A 22,639-nucleotide genomic window follows, 5' to 3' on the forward strand; every position below is an offset into this window, starting at 1 on the left:
CACCTGCGCGCGAGTCGCTCAAGTTTGCGGGCGCGCGCAGGGCCGGTTTTTCCCCAAGCGGGATTCTTCAAAGGGCGCTCGCGCCGCCGAAAACACCGATGATGAGGGGGTCATTGGTCGCGCGCGGATTGCGGCGGATTTCCGCTTCCTCGAACCCGATCTCGCGCCAGATCGTGTCGTCGATGCGGTTCGCGACCCTGCTCGCGACCTGCGACACGTTGACGCCGGTCAGCGCGCCGAGGGCCTGTCCGACGAGCGGGTCTTCGGCGAGGCGCATCGCGTCGCCCAGTTCGGGGATCATCGCATCGACGAGGCGCATGCCCATTTCGCCGCGCAGGAAGCTGGTCGCCGCGGTCGGCCCACCGTTCACAAGTGCAACCGCGTTGGAAATGCCGATCACGCGCACAGTATCCGCCACGATCGGGGCCGCGCGCTCCGCGCCTTCATAGGCGATGTCGCCGAACGCATCGAACAGGCGGTCCTTGAACAGGTTGGACGTCAGGATGCTGCCCAGAACTCCGCCGCGCGCACCGAGCAGATTTTCCAGCCCGACCTGCGCGACCTGTTCGTCCCAGAAGCCGCCATCGTCGAGCATGCGGGCAAAGGCCCGCTCGCTCGACAGGAACAGGAGGCGCTGGATGGCGTCGACGAAACCGAAGCCGCCAAGCGATGTGCAGGCCGGAAGCGCCAGGGCCGCCCCGCCGAGCGTCAATCCGCCCAGGAACTTACGCCTGTGAGTGGTGGCCGTGAGAATATCGTTCATTATTTCTACTCCTCGAAGGTCCCACCCTTGTCGTGTGCGACATAGGCCGCCCATATGAGCCCTCCGATGAACCGCGTGCGCTGCCTCGTCCTCAATGCCGCCCTCGGCCCGCTCGACTACAAGGTGCCCGAAGGCATGGAAGTCGGTCCGGGCCATGTGGTCGAGTGTCCGCTTGGGCCGCGCACGATCATCGGAATCGTCTGGGAGAGCGAACGGCTTCCCGGCACCGAGGTTCCGGCGGAAAAGCTGCGCCCGCTGCGCTCGATCCTGCCGGTACCGCCCTTGTCTGCCCCGCTCAGGCGGCTGATAGAGTGGACAGCCGACTATTACGTCGCCTCCCTGTCCAGCGTGGCGCGCATGGCGCTTTCCTCTGGCGGCGCGCTCAAGGGACCGGCGACGATAACGGAATATCGCCTGACCGGCGGCATGCCGGAGCGGATGACGCCCCAACGCCATGCGGCGATGGAGGCGCTCGAGGGCGAACAGGCCACTATCCGCGAGCTGGCCGGGATCGCTGGCGTGTCGGAGGGCGTACTTCGCGGCCTGGTAAATCAGGGCGTGCTGGAGCCGGTAGAGGTCGATTGCGACCGCCCCTTCGATGAAGCGCGGCCCGATTTCGCGCAAGTCGACTTGAGCGAAAGCCAGAAGATCGCGGCAGACACGCTCAGCGAAGCCGTGCGACAAAAGAAATTCGCGCCTTACCTGCTCGACGGCGTCACCGGGTCGGGCAAGACCGAAACCTATTTCGAACCTGTCGCCGAAGCGCTGCGGATGGGCCGACAGGTGCTGGTCCTGCTCCCTGAGATCGCGCTGACCGAAAACTTCCTGCACCGCTTCGAAGAGCGGTTCGGGGTCACGCCCGTCCTCTGGCACTCCTCGCTGAAATCGACCCAGCGCCGCCGTGCATGGCGCAATGTGGCGAACGGCGATGCGCAGGTCGTGGTGGGCGCGCGTTCGGCCCTGTTCCTGCCGTTTCGCAATCTCGGCTTCATCGTCGTCGACGAAGCGCATGAAACCAGCTTCAAGCAGGAAGACGGCGTGCGCTACAACGCCCGCGACGTCGCCGTCATGCGCGCGCATTTCGAAGGCATTCCGGTTGTCCTCGCCAGTGCGACCCCGGCCTTGGAAAGCCTCCAGATGGCCGAGAGCGGCGTCTATGCGAAGCTCGACCTGCCAAGCCGGTTCGGCGGGGCGGAATTGCCCGACATCGACACGATCGACCTGACCGAGGAAAAGCCGCCGCATGGAATGTGGCTGGCGCAGCGCCTGATCGACGGCATCGCAGAGCGGCTGGAGCGCAAGGAACAGTCGCTCCTCTTCCTGAACCGCCGCGGCTATGCGCCGCTAACCCTGTGCCGCAACTGCGGTTTCCGGTTCCAGTGCCCCAATTGCAGCGCCTGGCTGGTCGAGCACCGCTTCACCCGGCGGCTGGCCTGCCACCATTGCGGGCACGAGACGCCAAGTCCCGCCGCCTGCCCCGAATGCGGCGAGCCCGATTGCCTCGTCGCCTGCGGCCCGGGTGTCGAGCGCATCGCCGACGAGGTGGCGGAACGGCTGCCCGATGCGCGCGTCTTCGTCGCCACGTCGGACACGCTCAATTCGCCGGGGCGCGCTGCGGAATTCATCGCGCAAGTAGAAGCCGGAGCGATCGACGTCATCGTCGGCACCCAGTTGGTGACCAAGGGCTTTCACTTTCCAGAGCTGACATTGGTCGGCGTGGTCGATGCAGACCTCGGTCTCGAGGGAGGCGATTTGCGCGCGGGCGAGCGGACCTACCAACAGGTTGCACAGGTTGCCGGGCGTGCCGGGCGCGGCTCCAAGCCCGGCGAAGTGCTGATCCAGACCCGCCATCCCGAAGCCAGCGTGATCGCCGCTCTGGCTGCCGGAGACCGCGACGCCTTCTACGAGGCCGAAACCGAGATGCGCCGCGAGGCGGGCGCCCCGCCTTTCGGTCGCTGGGCGTCGATCATCATTTCCTCCGAAGACGAGGCGGAAGCACGCGAAGCGGCCCGGCGGATCGGAGATGCGCGCCCCGATGTGCCTGATCTCATGATCCTTGGCCCCGCACCTGCTCCCATGGCCCTGCTGAGGGGTCGTTATCGCTATCGCCTGCTCATGAACGCGCGGCGCAGCGTGCAATTGCAGGATGTTATCCGCCGCTGGCTCTCCAGCATCGATCATCCTTCGGGCGTCCGTGTCGGGGTGGATGTCGATCCTTACAGTTTCGTGTAGGTAGCGCTGCCATGTGCAATCTCTATCGCATGACCAAGAACGCCACCGAAGTCGCGCAATTATTCGACGTGGTGGCGGAAATCGGCAGCAATGCGGGCGGCGAGATTTATCCAGGCTATTCCGGCATCGTGATCGCCGGCGGCAAGGTCGAAACCATGACCTGGGGCTTCCCCCTCCAGCGCAAGGGCGCAAAGGGCCAGCCGCTCAAGCCGAAGCCGGTCAACAATGCACGCACGGACAAGCTCTCCGGTCCTTTCTGGAAAAGCAGCTTCGTCGAACGGCGTTGCCTGATCCCGCTGGAAAGCTTCGCCGAAGCGCAGGGCAAGAAAGGCGCGATGACCCGCACCTGGATGACCATGCCCGATGTCGAGGTCTTTACCGTCGCGGGCATCTGGCGCGGCAGCGCGGAATGGGGCGATTGCTATTCGATGGTGATGACCGATGCCTCTCCCCAGATGAGCGAGATCCACAACCGCATGCCTGTCATCCTGACGCCGGATCAGCGCGAAACCTGGCTGGACGGATCGCCTGACGATGCTTTTGAGCTGTGTCGCCCGTTCGAAGGCTCGCTCGCGATCGACCGGACCGACGTACCGTGGGCGGGTCGTCCGGCGCAGTCCTCCATGCTTTAGGCACCTGTCGCGCGCTCGCGCATTGAGAGCGCATGGCAGATACTAGCGACGGCCCGATCCTCGTCCCGATCCTTGGCGACCAGCTGACCCGTGACCTCGCCAGCCTTCGCGGGCGGACCAAGGACGACACCGTCATCCTGATGATGGAAGTCTGGGACGAGGCGACATACGTCAAGCATCACAAACAGAAGATCGTCCTGATCTTCTCCGCCATGCGTCACTTCGCCGAGGAGTTGCGCGATGCGGGCTGGACGGTCGACTACGTAAGGCTGGATGCGAAGGACAATGCCAGGAGCTTCACCGGCGAGGTGGCCCGCGCCGTCGAAGAGCACTCTCCGCGCGCTATCCATGTCGTGGAGCCTGGCGAATGGCGCCTCAGGCAGGATTTCGACCAGTGGGCCGACAAGTTTCCCTGCAAGGTCGAGATTCTTGCGGACGACCGCTTCATCTCGACCCAGGCCGAATTCGACGAGTGGGCGGAAGACCGGAAGGAAATGCGGATGGAGTATTTCTACCGCGAGATGCGCCGCAAGACTGGCCTGCTGATGGATGGCGAAAAGCCGGAAGGCGGGGAGTGGAATTACGATAGCGAAAACCGCAAACCGCCCAAGGAAGGGCTCGACGCGCCCGAGCGCCCCCTGTTCGAACCCGATGCGATCACATGCGAGGTGATCGAACTGGTCGAAGATCGCTTCGGCGATCACTTCGGGTCGCTGGAGAACTTCGGTTGGCCGGTGACCCGTGAGGAAGCGGAAGAGGCGGCGGATGCCTTCTTCGCCGAGCGCATCGAATGCTTCGGCCCCTATCAGGACGCGATGGTTCACGGACAGGACGACCTGTTTCATTCGATGCTGTCGACCAGCATCAATCTCGGCCTGCTCGACCCGCTGGAGCTCTGCCAGCGGGCGGAGAAGGCCTACAAGGACGGCCGCGCACCGATAAACTCGGTCGAAGGGTTCATCCGCCAGATCATCGGTTGGCGCGAATATGTGCGGCGGTTCTACTGGCACCAGATGCCGCACCTGCAAAAAGCGAATGCCCTGAATGCGCAGCGCGGGCTGCCCGAATTCTACTGGACCGGCGAAACCGACATGCGGTGCCTTGCCGACTGCATCCGCTCCACCCGCGACAACGCCCATGCCCACCACATCCAGCGGCTGATGGTGCTCGGCAATTTCGCCCTGCTTGCAGGGATAAACCCCCGCGAGGTGCAGGACTGGTACCTCGTGGTCTACGCCGACGCCTATGAGTGGGTGGAACTACCCAATGTGGCGGCGATGATTCTCTATGCCGACGGCGGAAAGCTGGCCAGCAAGCCTTATGCTGCGAGCGGAAACTACATCAACAAGATGAGCGATTACTGCGGTGAGTGCCGCTATTCGGTGAGCAAGAAGACCGGAGAAGGCGCGTGTCCGTTCAATCCGCTCTACTGGCATTTCATGAATCGCCATCGCGACAGGCTGGAAAAGAACGCCCGCATCGGGCGCATCTATTCGACCTGGGACCGCATGGATGAGGCGAAGAGACAGGATTATCTCGACAGCGCAGAGGCGTTTCTCGACAGCCTGACGCCTGCCGACAATGCGTGGGTGCGCAATTAGGCTTCGCGTGCCTGGTCGTCCATCTGGGCGATCAGCTTGGTTTCCTCGGCTTTGCGGCTCATCGAGATTACATGGTCGACGCCTTCGATGGTGATCGCCAGCTTCCCTTCCTGGGTGATCTCGATGAAGCCCTTGGACTTCAGATACCAGGTGTGGAACTCGAAATTCTCGTCGGAGCAATCTAGGGTTTTCTGGATGTAATACCCCATGATGCCCGGGTCTTTCGCATGCTCGCGGCGGCGTTTGTAAAGGTGATAGAGCACCTTTTCATGCGCCTCGGCATCGTCCAGCGCGGACTTCTCGTCAATCTGTAGGTCTTCGCCGCCGGGAAACTGGTACAGGTTATCCTTCTTCAGTTCCTTGTAGCGCTGATCGTACTTGGCGCGCTTTTCCGGATCGCGCAGCAGCTGGTATGCGGCGGTGACTTCCTGGAACTTGTCGATATCGGCGGTATCGGTGTGATCGGGATGATACATCTGCGCCGCGTGCCGGTACGCTTTTTCCAGCATCTTGCGGTCGCAAGCCGGACTGACTTGCAACAGGGCGTAGAAATCGACGAATTCCTGACCGCTATCCATCGCCTGAACCTGCTAATACTCTGCACGATCGACACGAACGCACGGGGTTGAACCAGAAGCCGGTTATTATTGGCCCACGCGATTGCTTCGGCGGGTTGCGACGTTGGTGTATAGTCTTCCTACTACAGGCTTCATTGTCAAAGGAAACTTGCCGCGGTCACGACTTATTTCGCGTTCGCAGCAGTTTATCGGGATTTTTCCCGCTCGAGCAGCTCCGCCTTGATTTGCGTTCCGTAAGCATATCCGCCGAGCGAACCATCCGCAGCGATGACTCTGTGGCACGGGATCAGCACGGCGATGTTGTTCGCGCCGTTGGCCCCGCCCACCGCGCGCGACGCCTTTGGATTGCCCAGTGCGGCAGCAAGCTCGCCATAGCTGCGCGTCTCGCCCGCCGGGATTTCGCGCAAGGCCTGCCAGACCCGTTGCTGGAAAGCCGTGCCCTTCACGTCGAGCGGAATGGAAGCGAGCGTCGCCTGCCCCGGGTTCTCGACTGCAGCGGTCACCTGCCGGAACAGGTCGCGAAATTCCTCACCCGCTTCGACCAACTCGGCTTTGGGGAAACGGCGTGCGAGATCGCTCTCGTCTTCGTTGAACGACAGGCAGCACACGCCCTGCTCCGTCGCCGCGACCAGCATTGCGCCAAGCGAGGTATCGATCACGCTCCAGTGAACCGAGCGCCCCTTGCCGCCATCCTTCCAGTCGCTTGCCGTCATGCCGAGCTTGCCTTTCGTATCGTCGTAGAATCGCGAGGGAGAGGAATATCCGGCCTCATAAATCGCGCCGGTGACGCTGTCGCCAGCGCTGAGGGCTTCACGGGCGCGCTCTTCACGCAAGGCCCGCGCATAGGCTGCAGGAGACAGACCGGTCGCACGTTTGAACACCTTCTGGAAATGCGTTGGCGAATAGCCGGTTATCTGCGCCAACACGGCCAAGGTCGGCGCGTCCTCGGCCCTGCGGATCTCGTCGATTGCCGCCATAACGGCAGCCTCGTCGCGACCGACGTCATCGGGCAGGCATCGCTTGCACGGCCGCAGGCCCGCCGCGCGTGCACTCTCCCCGTCGACGAAGAATCGCACGTTTTCGCGCAAGGGGTGCCGCGCAGCGCAGGACGGACGGCAATAGATGCCGGTACTCAATACGCCGGTGACAAAGCGCCCGTCGAACGCGCGATCACGCCGCTTTACCGCCTGCCATGCCTGTCCCTGGTCGATCATCGTCTTGCTCCATAGCGCATCTCGGCCCTCTTTGCGGATGATTTGCACAGCACGCATCCCGCAGCTTGCGGTCAAAGCGATTGGGCGGCACAAGCGGCGGGACGATGGGACGCATTCACGCAATCTTTGCCGCCATGTGCGCGCTCTTGCTGCCGCAACTGGTCCATGCCGATCCGGCCGATATCGACGCGGCGTCGCGCGGGGTCGTACGCGTGGTCATCATCGGCAATGACGGCGACGAGCTTTATCCCGTCAGTCACGGGACCGGTTTCGCCGTCACGCAGAACGCCATCGTTACCAATGCGCATGTCGTGCGCGACGCGATGCGTGACGAGGATTTGCGTATCGGGATCGTACCCAATGGCGGCGGCGAGGCAGTTTACGGACAGCTGGTCACTGCCAGTTCGCGCAACGACCTGGCGCTTGTTCGCCTGACCGGAAATTTGCGCCTGCCCCCGCTCGCCATTGCGGGCCAGCCGGTCTCCGGAGCCGGAGAGGTGACCAGCGTCGGCTATCCGATGAATGTCGACCGCGCCCAGGGGCTGGACCTCACCGATCTCTTCCGCAGCCAGCCCCCGGTCAAGAGCCGCGGCTTCATTTCAGGCGAACGGCCGAGCCGCCAGTTCGACACGATCCTGCACACAGCACCGATCGCGCGGGGCAATTCGGGCGGCCCCTTGCTCGATCCGTGCGGACGGGTCGTAGGGGTCAACAGTTTCGGTGCGGACAATGAAGGAGGAGATGCGGAATTCTTCTTTGCCGTGTCCAATCGCGAGCTGGTGCCTTTCCTCAAGGCCAACGACATTACTCCGCGCCTTTCCGACCAGCCGTGCCGCAGCCTCGCCGATCTCGACGAGGCAGAGCGCGATCGGATCGAACGCGAACAGGCCGAAGCACGGCAAAGCCTTGCCCAGCGCGCAGAAGAAACCCGCGCCAAGCGCGAACGCGCCCTGCTTCGCGCGCAGCTGTCGGTGGCCGAAGATCGCGAAGACCGCATGGCACTGGCATTCATTCTCATGCTGGTCGCGTTCGGACTCGGACTTTGGGCATGGAGCCAGCGCGAAAGGATCGGCGCGGATGACGAGGATGCGGCGCTCCGCATAAAGAAGACCAACATCGCCTTCGCGATTGCAGGCTTTCTTGTCGTGGTGGCCTTTATTGCTTTCATCACGCGCCCCGGCCTCGACGAAGTGGACCGGCGGGTCGCGGCAATGATGGCGGAAGGCGAAGAACCGGATGAGGGCGCTCCGCTCGCCGGGCAGGAAAGCGGAGACCTTTCGCTCGTCTGCAACGTGGTTCCGGAACGCAGCCGCATCACCACGTCCGAAGCGCCCGAAATCGAGTTTGAATGGACCGCAGACGGCTGTGTCAACGAACGCACGCAATATGGCTATGCGTCCGGAAACTGGTCACGGGTATTCGTGCCAAACCAGGAAGACGCTGTATCGGTGAACAGTTTCGATCCCGACCGCCGGATCTTCCGCTCCGAACGCTACCTCCTGCAGCGCGGCGCCATGCGCGAGGCGCGCAGCGCGCGGGCGAAATACACCGCGCCCAAGTGCGGCGTGGACGGGGCGGCCACGTCTCTCGGAGATTTGCAGGGCGAAGTGCTGAGCCAGCTACCCCAGCAGCCGAACGAGCGGCTCGTCTATCAGTGCGAGATGCGGGACTAGCTCAGGCGGCGAGAGCTTCACCCGACAAGGTGATGCGATGCATCTCGCGCGCGTAACCCTGGTAATCGTTCATCGCGTAATGCCAGGTTGTGCGATTGTCCCAGATCGCCACCGTGCCCGGCTCCCATTGCACGCGGCACTGGAGATCGGGCGACATGGCATGGGCGAACAGCTCCTTAAGCAGCGGTAAGCTCTCCTCGCGGGTCTGGCCGACGAAATTGATCGTGAAGCCCGGGTTTACATAAAGGAGCTTCTGCCCGGTGTGCGGGTGGCGGATGACGACGGGGTGCGTTGCACCTGTCTTCAGGTCTTGCCCGCGTAGGTCCGCGCCCTGGTCGGTCTGCGCATAGGCACCTTCGGGCGAGTAAATATGGTCCGCCGTATGGAATGCGCTCAGCCCGTCGATCTTCTTTTTTGTCTCTTCAGGCAGCGTGTCATAGGCAGCTCCCATGTGCGCCCACAGCGTGTCGCCACCAGAAGGCGGCAATTCACGCGCCACGAGAATCGATCCCATGGCGGGGATCTGGTCGTAGGAATGATCGGTGTGCCAGCCGCCACCGATATTGGTGGTCTGGTCCTTTCGTTTGCGGACTACGGCGATCTCGGGATGCTCGTCGGTCAGCGGAAAATAATTGTTGATGTCGATCCCGCCCCAGCGCTTCGCAAAGGCGATATGGTCCTCGGGACTGAATTCCTGGTCGCGGAACACGGCCACGCCGTTCCTATATATAAGGTCACGTATGCTATCGAGCGCCTTGCCTTGCGCCTCCGCGAGCGAAACGCCCTTAACCTCGACACCGCAATGCGGCGACAATGCTGCTGTCTCCATCCCGTCTCTCCCGCTCGATCGGTTTTGATTGAGGACGAATTTACGCCTCCCTGTCCAAAAGTCGAATCTTTGACGGGCGGAGTCGGGTTGCCTTCGCGGGGACCCTTTGCTAGGCGCGCGCCAACCTTGCCGGAGCGACTCATTTTCGCTCACCCCCGGCTTGGAACGACAGACTTTTTTTCCGACCCTTAGAGGACGAGAGACGCGTGGATATTTCCGCCGGTATTCAGGCTAGCCTGGCAGGGCGTTATGCCTCGGCCCTTTTCGATCTGGCCAGCGAGGCCGGGACCGTGACTGCGGTCGAATCGGACCTCGACAAACTGGAAGCGGGGCTTGCCGAATCGGCAGAGCTCAAGACGCTGACCACCAACCCGCGCGTGAGCCGCGGCGAAGCAGAAAAGGCACTGTGGGGCGTTTCCGCCATCATGGGCCTTTCGGACCTGACGCAGAAGTTCCTCGGTACGCTTGCCGCGAACCGCCGCCTCAGCCAGCTTCCCGGCATCATTCGCGCTTTCCGCGCCATCGCTGCCGCGCAGCGCGGCGAAGTGACCGCCGAAGTCACCAGCGCCCACGCGCTGACCGACACGCAGCTCGACCAGCTCAAGACGAAGCTGACCGCGCGCGAAGGTCGCACTGTAAAGATTAATTCCAAGGTTGATCCCGATCTTCTGGGCGGCCTTGTCGTTACCATCGGTTCGAAGCGCATTGACGGTTCGATCCGCACCCGCCTCAATTCCCTCGCCCAGGCGATGAAAGCCTGATCAAAGGACGATAATCATGGATATCCGCGCCGCAGAAATCTCCAAGGTCATCAAGGACCAGATCGCCAATTTCGGCACCGAAGCCGAAGTCAGCGAAGTTGGCTCCGTGCTGTCGGTGGGTGACGGCATCGCCCGCATCCACGGCCTCGACAATGTCCAGGCCGGCGAGATGATCGAATTCTCCAACGGCGTTCAGGGCATGGCCCTGAACCTCGAAGCCGACAATGTCGGTGCCGTTATCTTCGGTGCCGACACCGACATCGGCGAAGGCGACACCGTCAAGCGCACCGGCACCATCGTGGACGTTCCGGTCGGCAAGGGCCTGCTGGGCCGCGTGGTCGACGCTCTGGGCAACCCGATCGACGGCAAGGGCCCGATCGAAGCGACCGAACGCAAGCGCGTCGAAGTGAAAGCGCCGGGCATCATCCCGCGCGAATCGGTTTCGGAACCCGTGCAGTCGGGCCTCAAGGCCATCGACGCCCTCGTTCCCGTCGGCCGTGGCCAGCGCGAACTGATCATCGGCGACCGTCAGACCGGTAAGTCCGCCGTCGCGATCGACACCTTCATCAACCAGAAGGAACTGAACGCTGGCGACGACGAGGGCAAGAAGCTCTACTGCGTCTATGTCGCCGTCGGCCAGAAGCGCTCGACCGTCGCACAGATCGTCAAGCAACTCGAAGAAAACGGCGCGATGGAATATTCGATCGTCGTCGCCGCCACCGCTTCGGAGCCCGCTCCGCTGCAGTACCTCGCACCCTACACCGGCTGTGCGATGGGCGAATTCTTCCGCGACAACGGCATGCACGCCGTCATCGTTTACGACGACCTTTCCAAGCAGGCCGTCGCATACCGCCAGATGTCGCTCCTGCTGCGTCGTCCTCCGGGTCGCGAAGCTTACCCGGGTGACGTTTTCTACCTGCACAGCCGCCTGCTCGAGCGCGCGGCAAAGATGAACGCTGCAAACGGTTCGGGCTCGCTCACCGCGCTGCCGATCATCGAAACGCAGGCCGGCGACGTTTCGGCTTACATTCCGACCAACGTGATCTCGATCACCGACGGCCAGATCTTCCTCGAAACCGACCTCTTCTACCAGGGCATCCGTCCGGCCATTAACGTCGGCCTGTCGGTCAGCCGCGTCGGCGGTGCCGCCCAGACCAAGGCCATGAAGAAGGTTTCGGGCTCGATGAAGCTCGACCTCGCTCAGTATCGTGAAATGGCTGCCTTCGCGCAGTTCGGCTCGGACCTCGATGCCGCTACGCAGAAGCTTCTGAACCGCGGTGCGCGCCTGACCGAGCTGCTCAAGCAGCCGCAGTTCTCGCCGATGCCGTTCGAAGAGCAGACCGTGTCGATCTTCGCCGGCACCAACGGCTACCTCGACGATGTCGCGGTCGATCGCGTCACCGATTACGAAGCCCAGATGCTGAGCTACATGCGCTCCGAACACGCCGATGTACTCGCGGAAATCCGCACCACCGGCAAGTTCGAGGACAGCACCAAGGACAAGGTCGTCGACGCACTGAAAACCTTCGCCAAGCAGTTCGCCTGAGCCAACCGAGAGCACACGAGATAGGGAGCCGAAATGGCTAGCCTCAAGGAACTCAAGGATCGGATCGGGTCGGTCAAGTCGACCCAGAAGATCACCAAGGCCAAGCAGATGGTCGCCGCGGCGAAATTGCGCCGTGCGCAGGCCGCTGCTGAAGCCGCACGTCCCTACGCCGAACGGCTGTCGGGCGTCATGGCATCGCTTGCCAGCAAGGTAAGCGGCGACAGCGCGCCCCTGCTGCTTCGCGGCACCGGATCGGACAAGCGCCACCTGCTGGTGGTCGTGAACACCGACAAGGGCCTGTGCGGTGGTCTCAACGCCAACATCGTCAAGGCCGCCAAGGCCAAGGCGCGCGAACTGATCGCAGACGGCAAGGACGTGACCTTCTATCTCGTCGGCAAGAAAGGCCGCGCGCCGATCAAGCGCGACTATGCCGACAAGATCGAGAAGCACTTCGACACTTCCGACGTCCGCCAGCCGGGTTTCGAGGAGGCCGATGCCATCGCCGAAGACCTGCTCGAACGCTTCGAGAAGGGTGAATTCGACGTTGCGCACCTCGTCTACCCGATCTTCCAGTCGGCGCTGGCGCAGGACCCGACCGTCGACCAGCTGATCCCCGTCCCCTCGCCTGAAGGCGAAGGCACCGGCGGCGATGCAGTTGTGGAATACGAGCCGGGCGAAGAGGAAATCCTCGAAGACCTGCTCCCGCGTTACGTGAAGACGCAGCTGTTCGGCGCCCTGCTCGAACGCGAAGCGTCGGAACAGGGCGCGTCGATGACCGCCATGGATAACGCGACGCGCAATGCGGGCGACCTCATCAACAAGCTGACGATCCAGTACAACCGCAGCCGCCAGGCCGCGATTACTACCGAACTCGTCGAAATCATCGCAGGCGCGGAAGCGCTCTGACAAGGACCGGACACGTGAAGAAACTCGCCCTCATCCTGCCCGTCGCACTCCTCGCCGCTTGCGGTGAAGAGCCCGCGCCCGAGCCGACCCCGACCGAGACCGCAGCACCGGAACCGGTTGCGAGCCTGCCTGCCACGGACCAGGACTACTTCCGCGCCAAGTTCGCAGAAACCTGCGAAGGTGCAGAACCGGTCAACAACGCCGTTTGCCGCCGCGCAATGGGTGCCGACCAGGCACTGTGCGAATACGGTCTCGGCGAAGACGAATACATGCGTCACGAAGCCACGCTGGTTGCGAACGAAGACGGTTCGGACTGGATGCTGAGCGACGCCGACGCCCTTTGTGCCGAACACGGCGCCCACCACAAAGCCTCCTGAGCCAGTAGGAAACCTTATCATGGCCACTGCCCCCAAGCTTAACCAGAGCCCCAACGGCGTTATCTCGCAGGTCATCGGCGCTGTCGTCGACGTTGCCTTCGAAGGTGAACTGCCGCCGATCCTGACCGCGCTTGAAACGAAGAACGGCGACAACACGCTGGTTCTCGAAGTTGCGCAGCACCTCGGTGAAAACACCGTGCGTACCATCGCAATGGACGGCACCGACGGCCTCGTCCGCGGACAGGAAGTCGTGAACACCGGCGCACAGATCTCGGTCCCGGTCGGTCCGAAGACGCTCGGCCGCATCATGAACGTCGTCGGCGCGCCGATCGACGAACGCGGCCCGATCGGTGCCGACAGCAGCAGCCCGATCCACGCGGAAGCCCCGCTCTTCGTCGACCAGTCGACCGAAGCGGCCATCCTCGTCACCGGCATCAAGGTCATCGACCTTCTCGCACCTTACGCAAAGGGCGGTAAGATCGGCCTGTTCGGCGGCGCGGGCGTCGGCAAGACCGTTCTGATCCAGGAACTCATCAACAACATCGCGAAGGGCCACGGTGGTGTGTCCGTCTTCGCCGGTGTGGGTGAGCGTACCCGCGAAGGTAACGACCTTTATCACGAATTCCTCGATGCCGGCGTTATCGCCAAGGACGAAGACGGCAAAGCCACTTCGGAAGGCTCGAAGGTTGCCCTCGTGTTCGGCCAGATGAACGAACCTCCGGGCGCACGTGCCCGCGTCGCTCTCTCAGGTCTGACCATGGCGGAATACTTCCGCGACGTTGAAGGCCAGGACGTTCTGTTCTTCGTCGACAACATCTTCCGCTTCACGCAGGCGGGTTCGGAAGTGTCGGCACTGCTCGGTCGTATTCCTTCGGCCGTGGGCTACCAGCCGACGCTCGCCACCGACATGGGTAACCTGCAGGAACGCATTACCTCGACCACCAAGGGTTCGATCACCTCGGTCCAGGCCATCTACGTTCCCGCCGACGACCTTACCGACCCGGCACCGGCAACCTCGTTCGCCCACTTGGACGCAACGACCACCCTGTCGCGCGCCATCTCGGAACTGGGCATCTACCCGGCCGTCGACCCGCTGGACTCGACCAGCCGCGTTCTCGAACCGCGCGTTGTCGGCCAGGAGCACTACGAAACGGCTCGCCGCGTTCAGGAAACGCTGCAGAAGTACAAGAGCCTGCAGGACATCATCGCCATTCTCGGCATGGACGAACTGTCGGAAGAAGATAAGCTGACCGTGGCCCGTGCCCGCAAGATCCAGCGCTTCCTCTCGCAGCCGTTCCACGTCGCCGAAGTCTTCACCAACATCCCGGGCGTGTTCGTCCAACTGGAAGACACGGTGAAGTCGTTCAAGGCTGTCGTCGACGGCGAATACGACCACCTGCCGGAAAGCGCTTTCTACATGGTTGGCGGCATCGACCAGGCGGTCGAGAAGGCCAAGAAGATGGCGGAAGAAGACTAAGCCATGGCTTTGCACTTCGAACTCGTCACGCCGGCCAAGCTGGTCCGTAGCGAGGACGTCCACATGGTGGTCGTCCCCGGCGCGGAAGGCGAATTCGGCGTGCTGGAAGGCCACGCGCCTTTCATGTCGACGATCCGCGACGGCGCGGTCCAGGTCTACAAGACCGAAGGCGCCGCTCCCGAGACCATCGAAGTCCGCGGCGGTTTCGCCGAAGTGGGCGAAAACGGTCTGACGGTCCTCGCGGAGCACGTCGAAGGTTAAGCCCTTCGGACAATCGCAGATAGGAAAGGGCGGCCCGCTGGGTCGCCCTTTTTCGTTCGACGAACAGTCACCCCGTACCGGCGAACGACATTGCGCGCCTTAATTCTACCCGCAACACTGGCATGGAAGAAATAGAGGGACGCACAATCATGAAACGCGTATCGACACTCGCCATGGGTGCCGCCATGGCATTCGGCATGAACACTCAAGCAATAGCCCAAGACGGCGTTCCCGGACCTGACGAGGATCCTTACATATGGCTCGAAGAAGCCCGTAGCGACGAGGCACTCGACTGGGTGCGCGCGGAAAACAACCGCACCATGGCGCACATGGCCCAGGATCCGCGCTTCGACGAACTGACAGCCGAAGCACTGGCCATTCTCGATGCGGAAGACCGCATTCCTTACGTCTCGATCCGCAAGGACGGCCTCTATAATTTCTGGCAGGACAAGGAAAATCCCAAGGGTGTCCTGCGCCGCACGACGCTCGAAAGCTACAAGACCGACGATCCCGAATGGGAGACCATTCTCGATGTCGATGCTCTGGCTGCCGCAGAGGGCAAGGAATGGGTCTACAAGGGCAGCACCTGCCTGCCGCCCGACCAGCGCCTGTGCATGATTGCCCTGTCCGACGGGGGCGAGGATGCGACCATCCTGCGCGAATTCGACATGACGACCAAGAAGTTCATCGATGGCGGCTTCGTCATCGAGGAAAAGAGCCAGGGCGGCGTCCAGTGGCTCGACGAGGACACGCTGCTTGTCGGTCGCGACTTCGGCGGCGGCACCATCACCGAAAGCGAATACCCCTTCACGACGCGTCTCTGGAAGCGCGGCACGCCGCTGAGCGAGGCGGAAGAGATTTTCCGCGGCGAGGCAAGCGACGTCTGGGCCGGGGCCGGCCTGATCCGCGACAACAAGGGCGTGGTCCACGGTCGCACCGCCTTCCGTGCGATCAGCTTCCATGAAAGCATCAATTACATCTGGCACGAGGGCGAGTGGGTCGAACTCGATATGCCAAAGAAAGCCAGCATTGGCGGCATCATCGATGGCCAGCTGACCTTCTCGACCGATGTCGACTGGGAAACGCAGGGACAGGTATTCCCTGCCGATGCACTCGTCGCGGTCGACCTGGAAGAGTTCAAGCGTGACCCGAACGGAGCGAAGAAGACGCTCGTCTGGGCCCCGGCAGAACGCCAGACCAAGCAGGGCGGCGGTGTCACCGCCAACAGCGCCTACATGGCGATCCTCGACAATGTCGTGGGCAAGGTGCTCAAGATCGACTTCGAGGATAGCGAATGGGTCACCACCGAAGTCAACCTGCCCGACAATGCGACGCTCGGCGTGCAGGCCACCTCGTCCGAAACCGACGAAATCATGTTCACCTCGACCGACTTCCTGTCGCCGAGCACGCTCTGGTACTCGGACGGCAGCGGCGATCCGCAGGTGCTCAAGACTTCGCCAGAGTATTTCGATGCCACCGGCATGGAAGTCGAGCAGTTCGAAGCGACCAGCAAGGACGGCGCCAAGGTCCCGTACTTCCTCGTGAAGCCGAAGGGCATGGAGATGGATGGGAAAAATCCCGCCCTGCTCTATGGCTATGGCGGCTTCCAGATTTCCCAATTGCCAAGCTACCGGGCGCTCACGGGCAAGATGTGGCTTGAGAAAGGCGGCGCCTTCATCCTCGCCAACTTGCGCGGTGGTGGCGAATTCGGACCCGGATGGCACCAGATGGCTATCCGCGAGAACAAGCAGCGCACCTGGGACGATTTCATCGCCGTGGGTGAAGATGCCGTGAAGCGCGGCATCACCAATCCCGGCCAGCTGGGCATCCAGGGCGGGTCGCAGGGTGGCCTGCTGGTCGGCACCGCCTTCACGCAGCGTCCCGACCTGTTCGATGCTGCGATCGTCGCAATCCCGCTGTTCGACATGCTGCGCTATCACCTGATCGGCCGCGGCGCTTCGTGGATCGGCGAATACGGCGATCCTCGCATTCCCGAGCAACGCGAGTGGATCGAGGGCTATTCGCCCTACCAGAAGATCGTCGACGGGGTAGACTACCCCGCCCCGTTCCTCTGGGCATCGACCGCCGACGACCGCACACACCCGGCGCACGCGCGCAAGGGCGCGGCGAAGCTCAAGGGCCTTGGCCAGGATTACTGGTATTACGAGGACATGACCGGCGGCCACTCGGGCGGCGTCGACAACGAGCAGCGCGCAAAGCTGCAGGCATTGCAGATGGTCTACTTGATGCAGCGCCTGATGGACGACAACTAAGCCGGCGAATAACAACCGGTCCAGACCAAGAAGAAAGGGGCGGCCTCGCGGTCGCCCCTTTTCGTTTCCGCGCCTATTCGACGGGAATGATGACCTCGTTGCGCCTCAGCGGCGGCGGGACCATGGGCGCATCGTAGAAGGCGAATTCCGCAGGACCGGCGATCGTTAGGTCGCGATCTGCGATCCACGCGCGCAATTCCTGCTCGCGTGCGGCCAGGTCATCGCTCGACCCCCGCCCCGAGAAGCGTATCGCAGCAACCTTGCGCGGAGGCATCTCGACCAGTGTGACATCTTCCGGCGGAGTGGGAAGCGTTTCCATCGTGTATTCGGCAGGCATGACGAAGCGCGTACGCCAGCTTCCGGTGGTATCGCCGCTATCCTGCATGACGGGCGATGTCATCGCGATCTTCTCGCCCTGGTCCTGCATGACAGGGCTCGTCATCGCGATTTCCTTGCCCGGGCGGTCCTGCGCGAAAATATAGGCAGCAAGACGCCGGAAGCCCGCGTTGAGCGCGCGCCTGCGATCGCCGGTATGCGTCACTTCCGCGACGATCATGGGCGCATATTCCCGAAGCTGGATATCGCCGTCTTCGGAGACAAGCGAGTAGTCCGGCTCGTCGACCGAGTTGCGATATTGCGCGTAAGCACCCGCCGCACCGATGGACAGGACTGCTGCGCCCGCAGCGGCGTATTTCCAGAATTTCATGAAGCCATGCTCCCTTGCGTTTCCTTCCCAACGCCGGGGTATGGAAGGCTGTTCCGCCAAGCGACCTACTTCGGTCGTCGCGTCGGAGCATGGAAGTCGGGCGGCTTGTCCGAAACCCAGTCAACGAACTTCGCCAGCGCCTCATCCTCGAGCAGGGCGGCGCGATCCTCCCCGATCCGCGCAAGCTGCGCGTTGGTGAAATTGGCGTGGATGGCGCGGTGACAGATGGGATGCACGGCCACGGTCGTGCGGCCCTTCTTCGCCTTGGGCACCGTGTGATGCTGCTGAACCTTGCGCCCCAGCGGGCGTTCGCACAGCCAGCAGCGATTATCCAAGGCGTTCAGTCATTCTTCGACGCCGCCTTCTTCTTTTTCATCGTGTCGTGAAAACGATCGGCCCAGCCGGGTTTCACCATCTGCTCTGCGCGGACCATGCGAAGTTCGCCGGGCGCCACGTCGCGGCTGACTGCGCTACCGGCAGCGACGATTGCGTCCGCCCCGATGGTGACCGGCGCAATCAGCGCGCTGTTCGAGCCGATGAAGGCCCGTTCGCCGATCGTCGTCTGGTGCTTGAAATAGCCATCGTAATTGCAGGTGATCGTACCTGCGCCGATATTCGCGCCCGCGCCGACAGTGGCATCGCCGAGATAGGTGAGATGGTTGGCCTTGGCACCTTCGCCAAGCACGGCCTTTTTCATTTCGACGAAATTGCCGACCTTGCTGCCCTGCTCCATTACCGCGCCAGGACGCAGGCGCGCGTAGGGGCCGACTTCGCAGCCTTCACCGACGCTCGCTCCCTCGAGGTGGCTAAAAGCGCGGATGGTCGCCCCGCTTGCGACCTTCACGCCCGGTCCGAACACCACATTGGGTTCGATCGTCACGTCAGGGGCCAGTTCGGTGTCGTAGCTGAAGAAAACGGTTTCCGGCGCGCGCAGTGTCGCGCCTTCGGCCATCCAGTGTTCGCGCTGTTCACGCTGCCATTGCGCTTCTGCCGCAGCGAGCTCGCTCCGCGAATTGATACCGGCGACTTCGTTCGGATCGTCAGTCGTCACAGCTGCGCAAACGCGCCCGTCACCGATGGCGATATTGACGATATCGGGGAGGTAGTACTCGCCCTGTGCATTGTCGTTTCCGACCCTGTCGAGCAGCGCCCACAGGTCGTCCGCCTTTGCGGCCATCAGGCCCGAATTGCATAAGTGGCAAGCGCGCTCGCTCTCGTCGGCGTCCTTGAACTCGACCATCTTCGAAATACGCCCGTCATCATCGGTAATGACACGGCCGTAGGCGAGCGGATCTTCCGGCTCGAACGCAAGCACGACGGCAGCCGGCGCATCGTCCGCATTAAGCCGATCGAGCATCGCCCCCATCGTGGCTGCGCGCACGAAGGGTACGTCGCCGTACATGATCAACACATCGCCCGAATATCCGCTCAGCTCTTCCTGCGCCTGCTGGACGGCATGGCCGGTCCCGAGCTGCGGTTCCTGCAGGCAAGTGCGCGCATCGTCACCAAGCGCCTGTTCCAATTGCTCGCGCCCCGCCCCGACGACCACGACCTTGTGATCGGGCGACAGGCTGTCGACGCTCGCCATCAGGTGGTGCATCATCGAACGCCCGGCAATCGGATGAAGCACCTTGTGAAGTTCGCTCTTCATGCGGGTGCCCTTGCCTGCTGCAAGGATGACGGCTGCGAAGTGTCTGGTCTGGCTCATGACGCGGCCATGCCACCAAATGCTTGCGGATTGAAGAACCATCCTTCAACGCCTGACGCCATGACGACATTTCCCTTTCAATCGGTCGGCTTCGACCTCGACGGCACGCTCCTCGAAACCCACCGCGATCTCGGCGCTGCGGTGAACCATGCCCTGGAACTGGGCGGATTCGACCCTGTCCCGGCGGACCATGCGAGCGACCTCATCGGTGGCGGGGCCAAGATCATGCTGGCCCGCGCGGTCGACCAGCAGGGAGGCCTGCCCGAGGATGAGTTCCGGCGGCTCTACAAGCAGATGCTGGGCTATTACGCGGAAAACAACGCAGTGCATTCGCGGCCCTACCCCCATGCTGTCGAGACGCTCGACGCACTCGCCGAGCGCGGTGTGAAGATGGCCGTGGTCACCAACAAGTTCGAAGGCTTTGCGCGCGATATCCTCACGACCCTGGGCCTTGCCGACCGGTTCGAGACGATCATCGGCGGCGATACCATGGGCAAGGGCCGCGCAAAGCCCGAGCCCGATGCGGTGATCGAGGCACGCAAACGATGCGGCGGCGGCCCGATGGCCTTCGTTGGCGACAGCTCCTACGATGTCCGTGCTGCACGGGCGGCGGACGCTCCGGTAATCGCCGCAGCCTACGGCTATTGCGACAAGCCGCCACACGAACTGGGCGCGGATGCCGTCATCGAATCGCTCGATCGCCTCATTTCCGCCCTCGAAACACTGTAGGCGCTCGCTTCGTCTTCATCCTGCCCCTACGGCATGGCGGATCGCCGCGCATACGGTTGCAAGATGCACGCAAAAATGCCACGCCGCAGCGCACAATTGACCTTTACGTAAACGACAAAGCAGGAGCCCCCACCCATGAGCATCGATTTCAAGGACAAGGTAGCCATCGTAACCGGCGCAGGCGGCGGGCTTGGCCGCGAATATGCGCTTGAACTCGCGCGCCGCGGCGCGAAGGTCGTGGTCAACGATCTCGGCGGCGCACGCGACGGTACCGGCCACTCCGACATGGCCCTCCAGGTCGTCGAGGAAATCGAGAAGATGGGCGGCGAAGCCATGTCGAACGGCGGCTCGGTTACCGAATACGACCAGATGGAAAAGATGGTCGCCGACGCCAAGCAGAAGTGGGGCGGCGTGCATGTCCTCATCAACAACGCCGGCGTTCTGCGCGACAAGACCTTTGCCAAGATGACCCCGGACGACTTCGAGTTCGTCCTCAAGGTCCACCTGACCGGTTCGGCCTTCGTCACCAAGGCTTGCTGGGAAACCTTCCGCGAGCAGGCATACGGCCGTATCCTGATGACCGCATCGTCGACCGGTCTGTTCGGGAACTTCGGCCAGGCAAACTACGGTGCTGCCAAGCTTGGTCTCGCCGGTCTGACCAAGACGCTCCAGCTCGAAGGCGCGAAGTACAACATCAAGGTCAACACGCTCTCGCCTGTCGCGGGCACGCGCATGACCGAAGACCTCTTCCCCGAAGAAGCCTTCAAGCTGTTCGATCCGGTGAATGTGGTTCCGGCTGCCCTCTTCCTCGTCAGCGAAGATGCACCGACCAATGCCATCGTCGGCGCAGGCGCCGGCGGCTTCCACTCGGCTTGGACCGTCATGAACGACGCCGTCTGGCTGCCCGATGGCGAGCGTACGGTCGAAGGCTTTGCCGCCAACTGGGACAAGATCAGCGAATTCTCGAACCTCAAGGCCCCGCAGTCGGGCAGCGAGCAGTCGGGTGCGATCCTGACCGCAATGCAGAAGGTGACCGGAACCGGCCCGAGCAGCGCTCGCGGCTAATCCCCCCTTTACGAACTAGCGAAAACCCCGCTGCACCCAAGGATGCGGCGGGGTTTTTCTTTTTTGGAGAGTGATTTAAGACCGCCGTATTGACCTATTAATACACCAAGCGTATCACTCATGGTCACTCATTGGGGAGAGACCATGTACAGTCAGGAAGACCTGAATTCCGCAGTGGCTTCGGGCGCCATCAGCCAGGAGGCCGTCGACGCTCTACGCGCGCACGTCGCCTCGACGCGTGATGCGGTGCCCGCCGACGCGGAACATTTCCGCCTCATCACCGGGTTCAACGATATATTCGTGACCATCGGGGTGATCATCATGCTGGTTGCCATGGGCGCGATCGGCCAGGCTATTGCCAGCGCGATCTGGCCTTCCCCTTCGTGGCCCGTACACGGCAGCGACCCCGACTGGTGGGAAAACAACCGCAGCGCCCTAGCCGTTGCGCGCGGAATGGGGCTCAGCTTCGTCGCACTGGGCGTTGCTGTCACAGCCTGGCTGCTCGCCGAATTCTTCACGCTGAAACGGCGCATGGCCCTGCCCAGCATCATTCTGCTGCTGGCCTTCGTCGGAGGCGTGTTCCTTTCGCAGCTTGGCGGCATCATGGCCTATATGGAAAGCGGGACGGAGCGCAGCGAAACCATCGGGTTCCTGTGGGCCAGCCTCGCCTTGCTCATAACCGCGGGCTTTGCCTGGATACATTGGAAGCGCTTCATGGTCCCGATCACCATCGCGGCAGGCACTGCTGCGATCGCGGGCACGGCGATAGCGCTTATCGTTGCGATTATCGGCCCTGATACGGCCAATATCGAGAACGTGCTGCTTTCTCTCGTGTTCGTCGCAGGCCTGGTCGTCTTCGGCTTTGCGATGCGCTGGGATATCAGCGATCCCAAGCGCGAGACCCGCCGCAGCGATGTCGCTTTCTGGCTCCACCTGCTCGCCGCGCCGATGATCGCCCATCCGGTTTTCGCTCTCATCGGCGTGACCGAAGGCGACAACATCGGGGCGCTGGCAGCCGTGCTGGTTCTGGCGGTCTATATCGTCTTCGGGATCGTGGCCCTTGCCATCGACCGCCGTGCATTGCTTGTCTCGGCTCTTGCCTATGTGTTGATCGCGCTGACCTTCCTGTTCCGCGAATTCGGAGCGGTGGAGCTGAACTTTGCGCTGACCGCCTTGGTCATCGGTTCGGCCCTGCTTACGCTCAGCGCTCTGTGGACGCCGATCCGCCGCGCGGTGGTCCAGGGGCTGCCTTCCGACCTCAAGACCAAGCTTCCGGCTACGGCCTGAGGTCCATACCTGCTCACAAGG

Annotated in this window: 21 protein-coding genes; 14 read left to right on the plus strand and 7 right to left on the minus strand. The window is 62.6% G+C overall.

Annotation, left to right across the window (positions count from 1 at the left end; all coding sequences use genetic code 11):
• Positions 1–67: 67 nt before the first annotated feature.
• Positions 68–763 carry a DUF4197 domain-containing protein gene (locus LCM24_RS02165; protein WP_224802555.1) on the minus strand — a complete coding sequence of 232 codons (696 nt, stop codon included), beginning with the start codon at positions 761–763 and terminating at the stop codon, positions 68–70.
• A 66-nt stretch (positions 764–829) separates the two neighbouring features.
• Between LCM24_RS02165 and LCM24_RS02170 the strand changes: the two genes are divergently transcribed.
• Genes LCM24_RS02170 through LCM24_RS02180 form a run of 3 tightly spaced genes read left to right on the plus strand, consistent with a single transcriptional unit; the run spans position 830 to position 5,228 of the window.
• Complete coding sequence (locus tag LCM24_RS02170) at positions 830–2,995, plus strand: primosomal protein N' (protein WP_224803443.1); 2,166 nt, start codon at positions 830–832, stop codon at positions 2,993–2,995.
• A gap of 11 nt (positions 2,996–3,006) precedes the next feature.
• A complete protein-coding gene (locus tag LCM24_RS02175; protein WP_224802556.1) occupies positions 3,007–3,627 on the plus strand; it encodes an SOS response-associated peptidase in 621 nt (206 codons plus the stop codon).
• Between the two features lie 32 nt (positions 3,628–3,659).
• On the plus strand, positions 3,660–5,228 hold the full coding sequence (locus LCM24_RS02180; RefSeq protein ID WP_224802557.1) for a cryptochrome/photolyase family protein: 1,569 nt from the start codon (positions 3,660–3,662) through the stop codon (positions 5,226–5,228).
• Here LCM24_RS02180 and LCM24_RS02185 read toward each other — a convergent pair.
• The gene (locus tag LCM24_RS02185; RefSeq protein ID WP_224802558.1) at positions 5,225–5,806 is read right to left on the minus strand and encodes a J domain-containing protein; all 582 of its coding nucleotides are present in this window, start codon (positions 5,804–5,806) and stop codon (positions 5,225–5,227) included. The genes LCM24_RS02180 and LCM24_RS02185 overlap by 4 nt on opposite strands.
• 185 nt (positions 5,807–5,991) lie before the next feature.
• The gene (ada, locus tag LCM24_RS02190) at positions 5,992–7,020 is read right to left on the minus strand and encodes a bifunctional DNA-binding transcriptional regulator/O6-methylguanine-DNA methyltransferase Ada (protein ID WP_224802559.1); all 1,029 of its coding nucleotides are present in this window, start codon (positions 7,018–7,020) and stop codon (positions 5,992–5,994) included.
• A 104-nt stretch (positions 7,021–7,124) separates the two neighbouring features.
• On the opposite strand from ada, the gene LCM24_RS02195 reads away from it, so the two are divergent.
• The gene (locus tag LCM24_RS02195; RefSeq protein ID WP_224802560.1) at positions 7,125–8,693 is read left to right on the plus strand and encodes a S1 family peptidase; all 1,569 of its coding nucleotides are present in this window, start codon (positions 7,125–7,127) and stop codon (positions 8,691–8,693) included.
• 1 nt (position 8,694) lies between these two features.
• On the opposite strand, the gene LCM24_RS02200 is transcribed toward LCM24_RS02195, so the two are convergent.
• Positions 8,695–9,522: a TauD/TfdA dioxygenase family protein gene (locus tag LCM24_RS02200; protein WP_224802561.1), complete on the minus strand. Its 828-nt coding sequence runs from the start codon at positions 9,520–9,522 to the stop codon at positions 8,695–8,697.
• A gap of 206 nt (positions 9,523–9,728) precedes the next feature.
• On the opposite strand from LCM24_RS02200, the gene LCM24_RS02205 reads away from it, so the two are divergent.
• The 7 genes from LCM24_RS02205 to LCM24_RS02235 all read left to right on the plus strand — a co-directional run bounded on the left by LCM24_RS02205 (position 9,729) and on the right by LCM24_RS02235 (position 17,123).
• On the plus strand, positions 9,729–10,283 hold the full coding sequence (locus LCM24_RS02205; protein WP_224802562.1) for a F0F1 ATP synthase subunit delta: 555 nt from the start codon (positions 9,729–9,731) through the stop codon (positions 10,281–10,283).
• Between the two features lie 16 nt (positions 10,284–10,299).
• On the plus strand, positions 10,300–11,829 hold the full coding sequence (gene atpA, locus LCM24_RS02210; RefSeq protein WP_224802563.1) for a F0F1 ATP synthase subunit alpha: 1,530 nt from the start codon (positions 10,300–10,302) through the stop codon (positions 11,827–11,829).
• Between the two features lie 33 nt (positions 11,830–11,862).
• Positions 11,863–12,735, plus strand: coding sequence for a F0F1 ATP synthase subunit gamma (locus LCM24_RS02215; protein ID WP_224802564.1), 873 nt, complete (start codon positions 11,863–11,865; stop codon positions 12,733–12,735).
• A 14-nt stretch (positions 12,736–12,749) separates the two neighbouring features.
• Positions 12,750–13,112 (plus strand): hypothetical protein, encoded by a 363-nt coding sequence (locus LCM24_RS02220; protein ID WP_224802565.1) that lies wholly within the window; start codon positions 12,750–12,752, stop codon positions 13,110–13,112.
• A gap of 19 nt (positions 13,113–13,131) precedes the next feature.
• Positions 13,132–14,589: a F0F1 ATP synthase subunit beta gene (atpD, locus tag LCM24_RS02225; protein WP_224802566.1), complete on the plus strand. Its 1,458-nt coding sequence runs from the start codon at positions 13,132–13,134 to the stop codon at positions 14,587–14,589.
• A gap of 3 nt (positions 14,590–14,592) precedes the next feature.
• The gene (locus LCM24_RS02230; RefSeq protein ID WP_100259344.1) at positions 14,593–14,850 is read left to right on the plus strand and encodes an ATP synthase F1 subunit epsilon; all 258 of its coding nucleotides are present in this window, start codon (positions 14,593–14,595) and stop codon (positions 14,848–14,850) included.
• Positions 14,851–14,999: 149 nt separating this feature from the next.
• Positions 15,000–17,123, plus strand: a complete 2,124-nt coding sequence (locus LCM24_RS02235; RefSeq protein WP_224802567.1) for a prolyl oligopeptidase family serine peptidase — start codon at positions 15,000–15,002, stop codon at positions 17,121–17,123.
• A 73-nt stretch (positions 17,124–17,196) separates the two neighbouring features.
• Here LCM24_RS02235 and LCM24_RS02240 read toward each other — a convergent pair whose 3' ends face one another.
• The 3 genes from LCM24_RS02240 to glmU all read right to left on the minus strand — a co-directional run bounded on the left by LCM24_RS02240 (position 17,197) and on the right by glmU (position 19,537).
• A complete protein-coding gene (locus LCM24_RS02240) occupies positions 17,197–17,829 on the minus strand; it encodes an SOUL family heme-binding protein (protein WP_224802568.1) in 633 nt (210 codons plus the stop codon).
• A gap of 65 nt (positions 17,830–17,894) precedes the next feature.
• Positions 17,895–18,173 (minus strand): HNH endonuclease, encoded by a 279-nt coding sequence (locus LCM24_RS02245; protein WP_224803444.1) that lies wholly within the window; start codon positions 18,171–18,173, stop codon positions 17,895–17,897.
• Positions 18,170–19,537: a bifunctional UDP-N-acetylglucosamine diphosphorylase/glucosamine-1-phosphate N-acetyltransferase GlmU gene (gene glmU / locus LCM24_RS02250; protein WP_224802569.1), complete on the minus strand. Its 1,368-nt coding sequence runs from the start codon at positions 19,535–19,537 to the stop codon at positions 18,170–18,172. The genes LCM24_RS02245 and glmU overlap by 4 nt, the downstream gene beginning before the upstream one ends.
• Positions 19,538–19,597: 60 nt before the next feature.
• Between glmU and LCM24_RS02255 the strand changes: the two genes are divergently transcribed.
• The 3 genes from LCM24_RS02255 (at position 19,598) to LCM24_RS02265 (ending at position 22,618) form a co-directional block, all read left to right on the plus strand.
• Positions 19,598–20,266, plus strand: a complete 669-nt coding sequence (locus tag LCM24_RS02255; RefSeq protein WP_224802570.1) for an HAD-IA family hydrolase — start codon at positions 19,598–19,600, stop codon at positions 20,264–20,266.
• 135 nt (positions 20,267–20,401) lie between these two features.
• Positions 20,402–21,331, plus strand: coding sequence for an SDR family NAD(P)-dependent oxidoreductase (locus tag LCM24_RS02260; RefSeq protein WP_224802571.1), 930 nt, complete (start codon positions 20,402–20,404; stop codon positions 21,329–21,331).
• Positions 21,332–21,475: 144 nt separating this feature from the next.
• Positions 21,476–22,618, plus strand: coding sequence for a hypothetical protein (locus LCM24_RS02265; protein ID WP_224802572.1), 1,143 nt, complete (start codon positions 21,476–21,478; stop codon positions 22,616–22,618).
• Positions 22,619–22,639: the final 21 nt, after the last annotated feature.

This window comes from Qipengyuania aquimaris (assembly GCF_020171965.1).
Taxonomy (GTDB): Bacteria; Pseudomonadota; Alphaproteobacteria; order Sphingomonadales; family Sphingomonadaceae; genus Qipengyuania; species Qipengyuania aquimaris_A.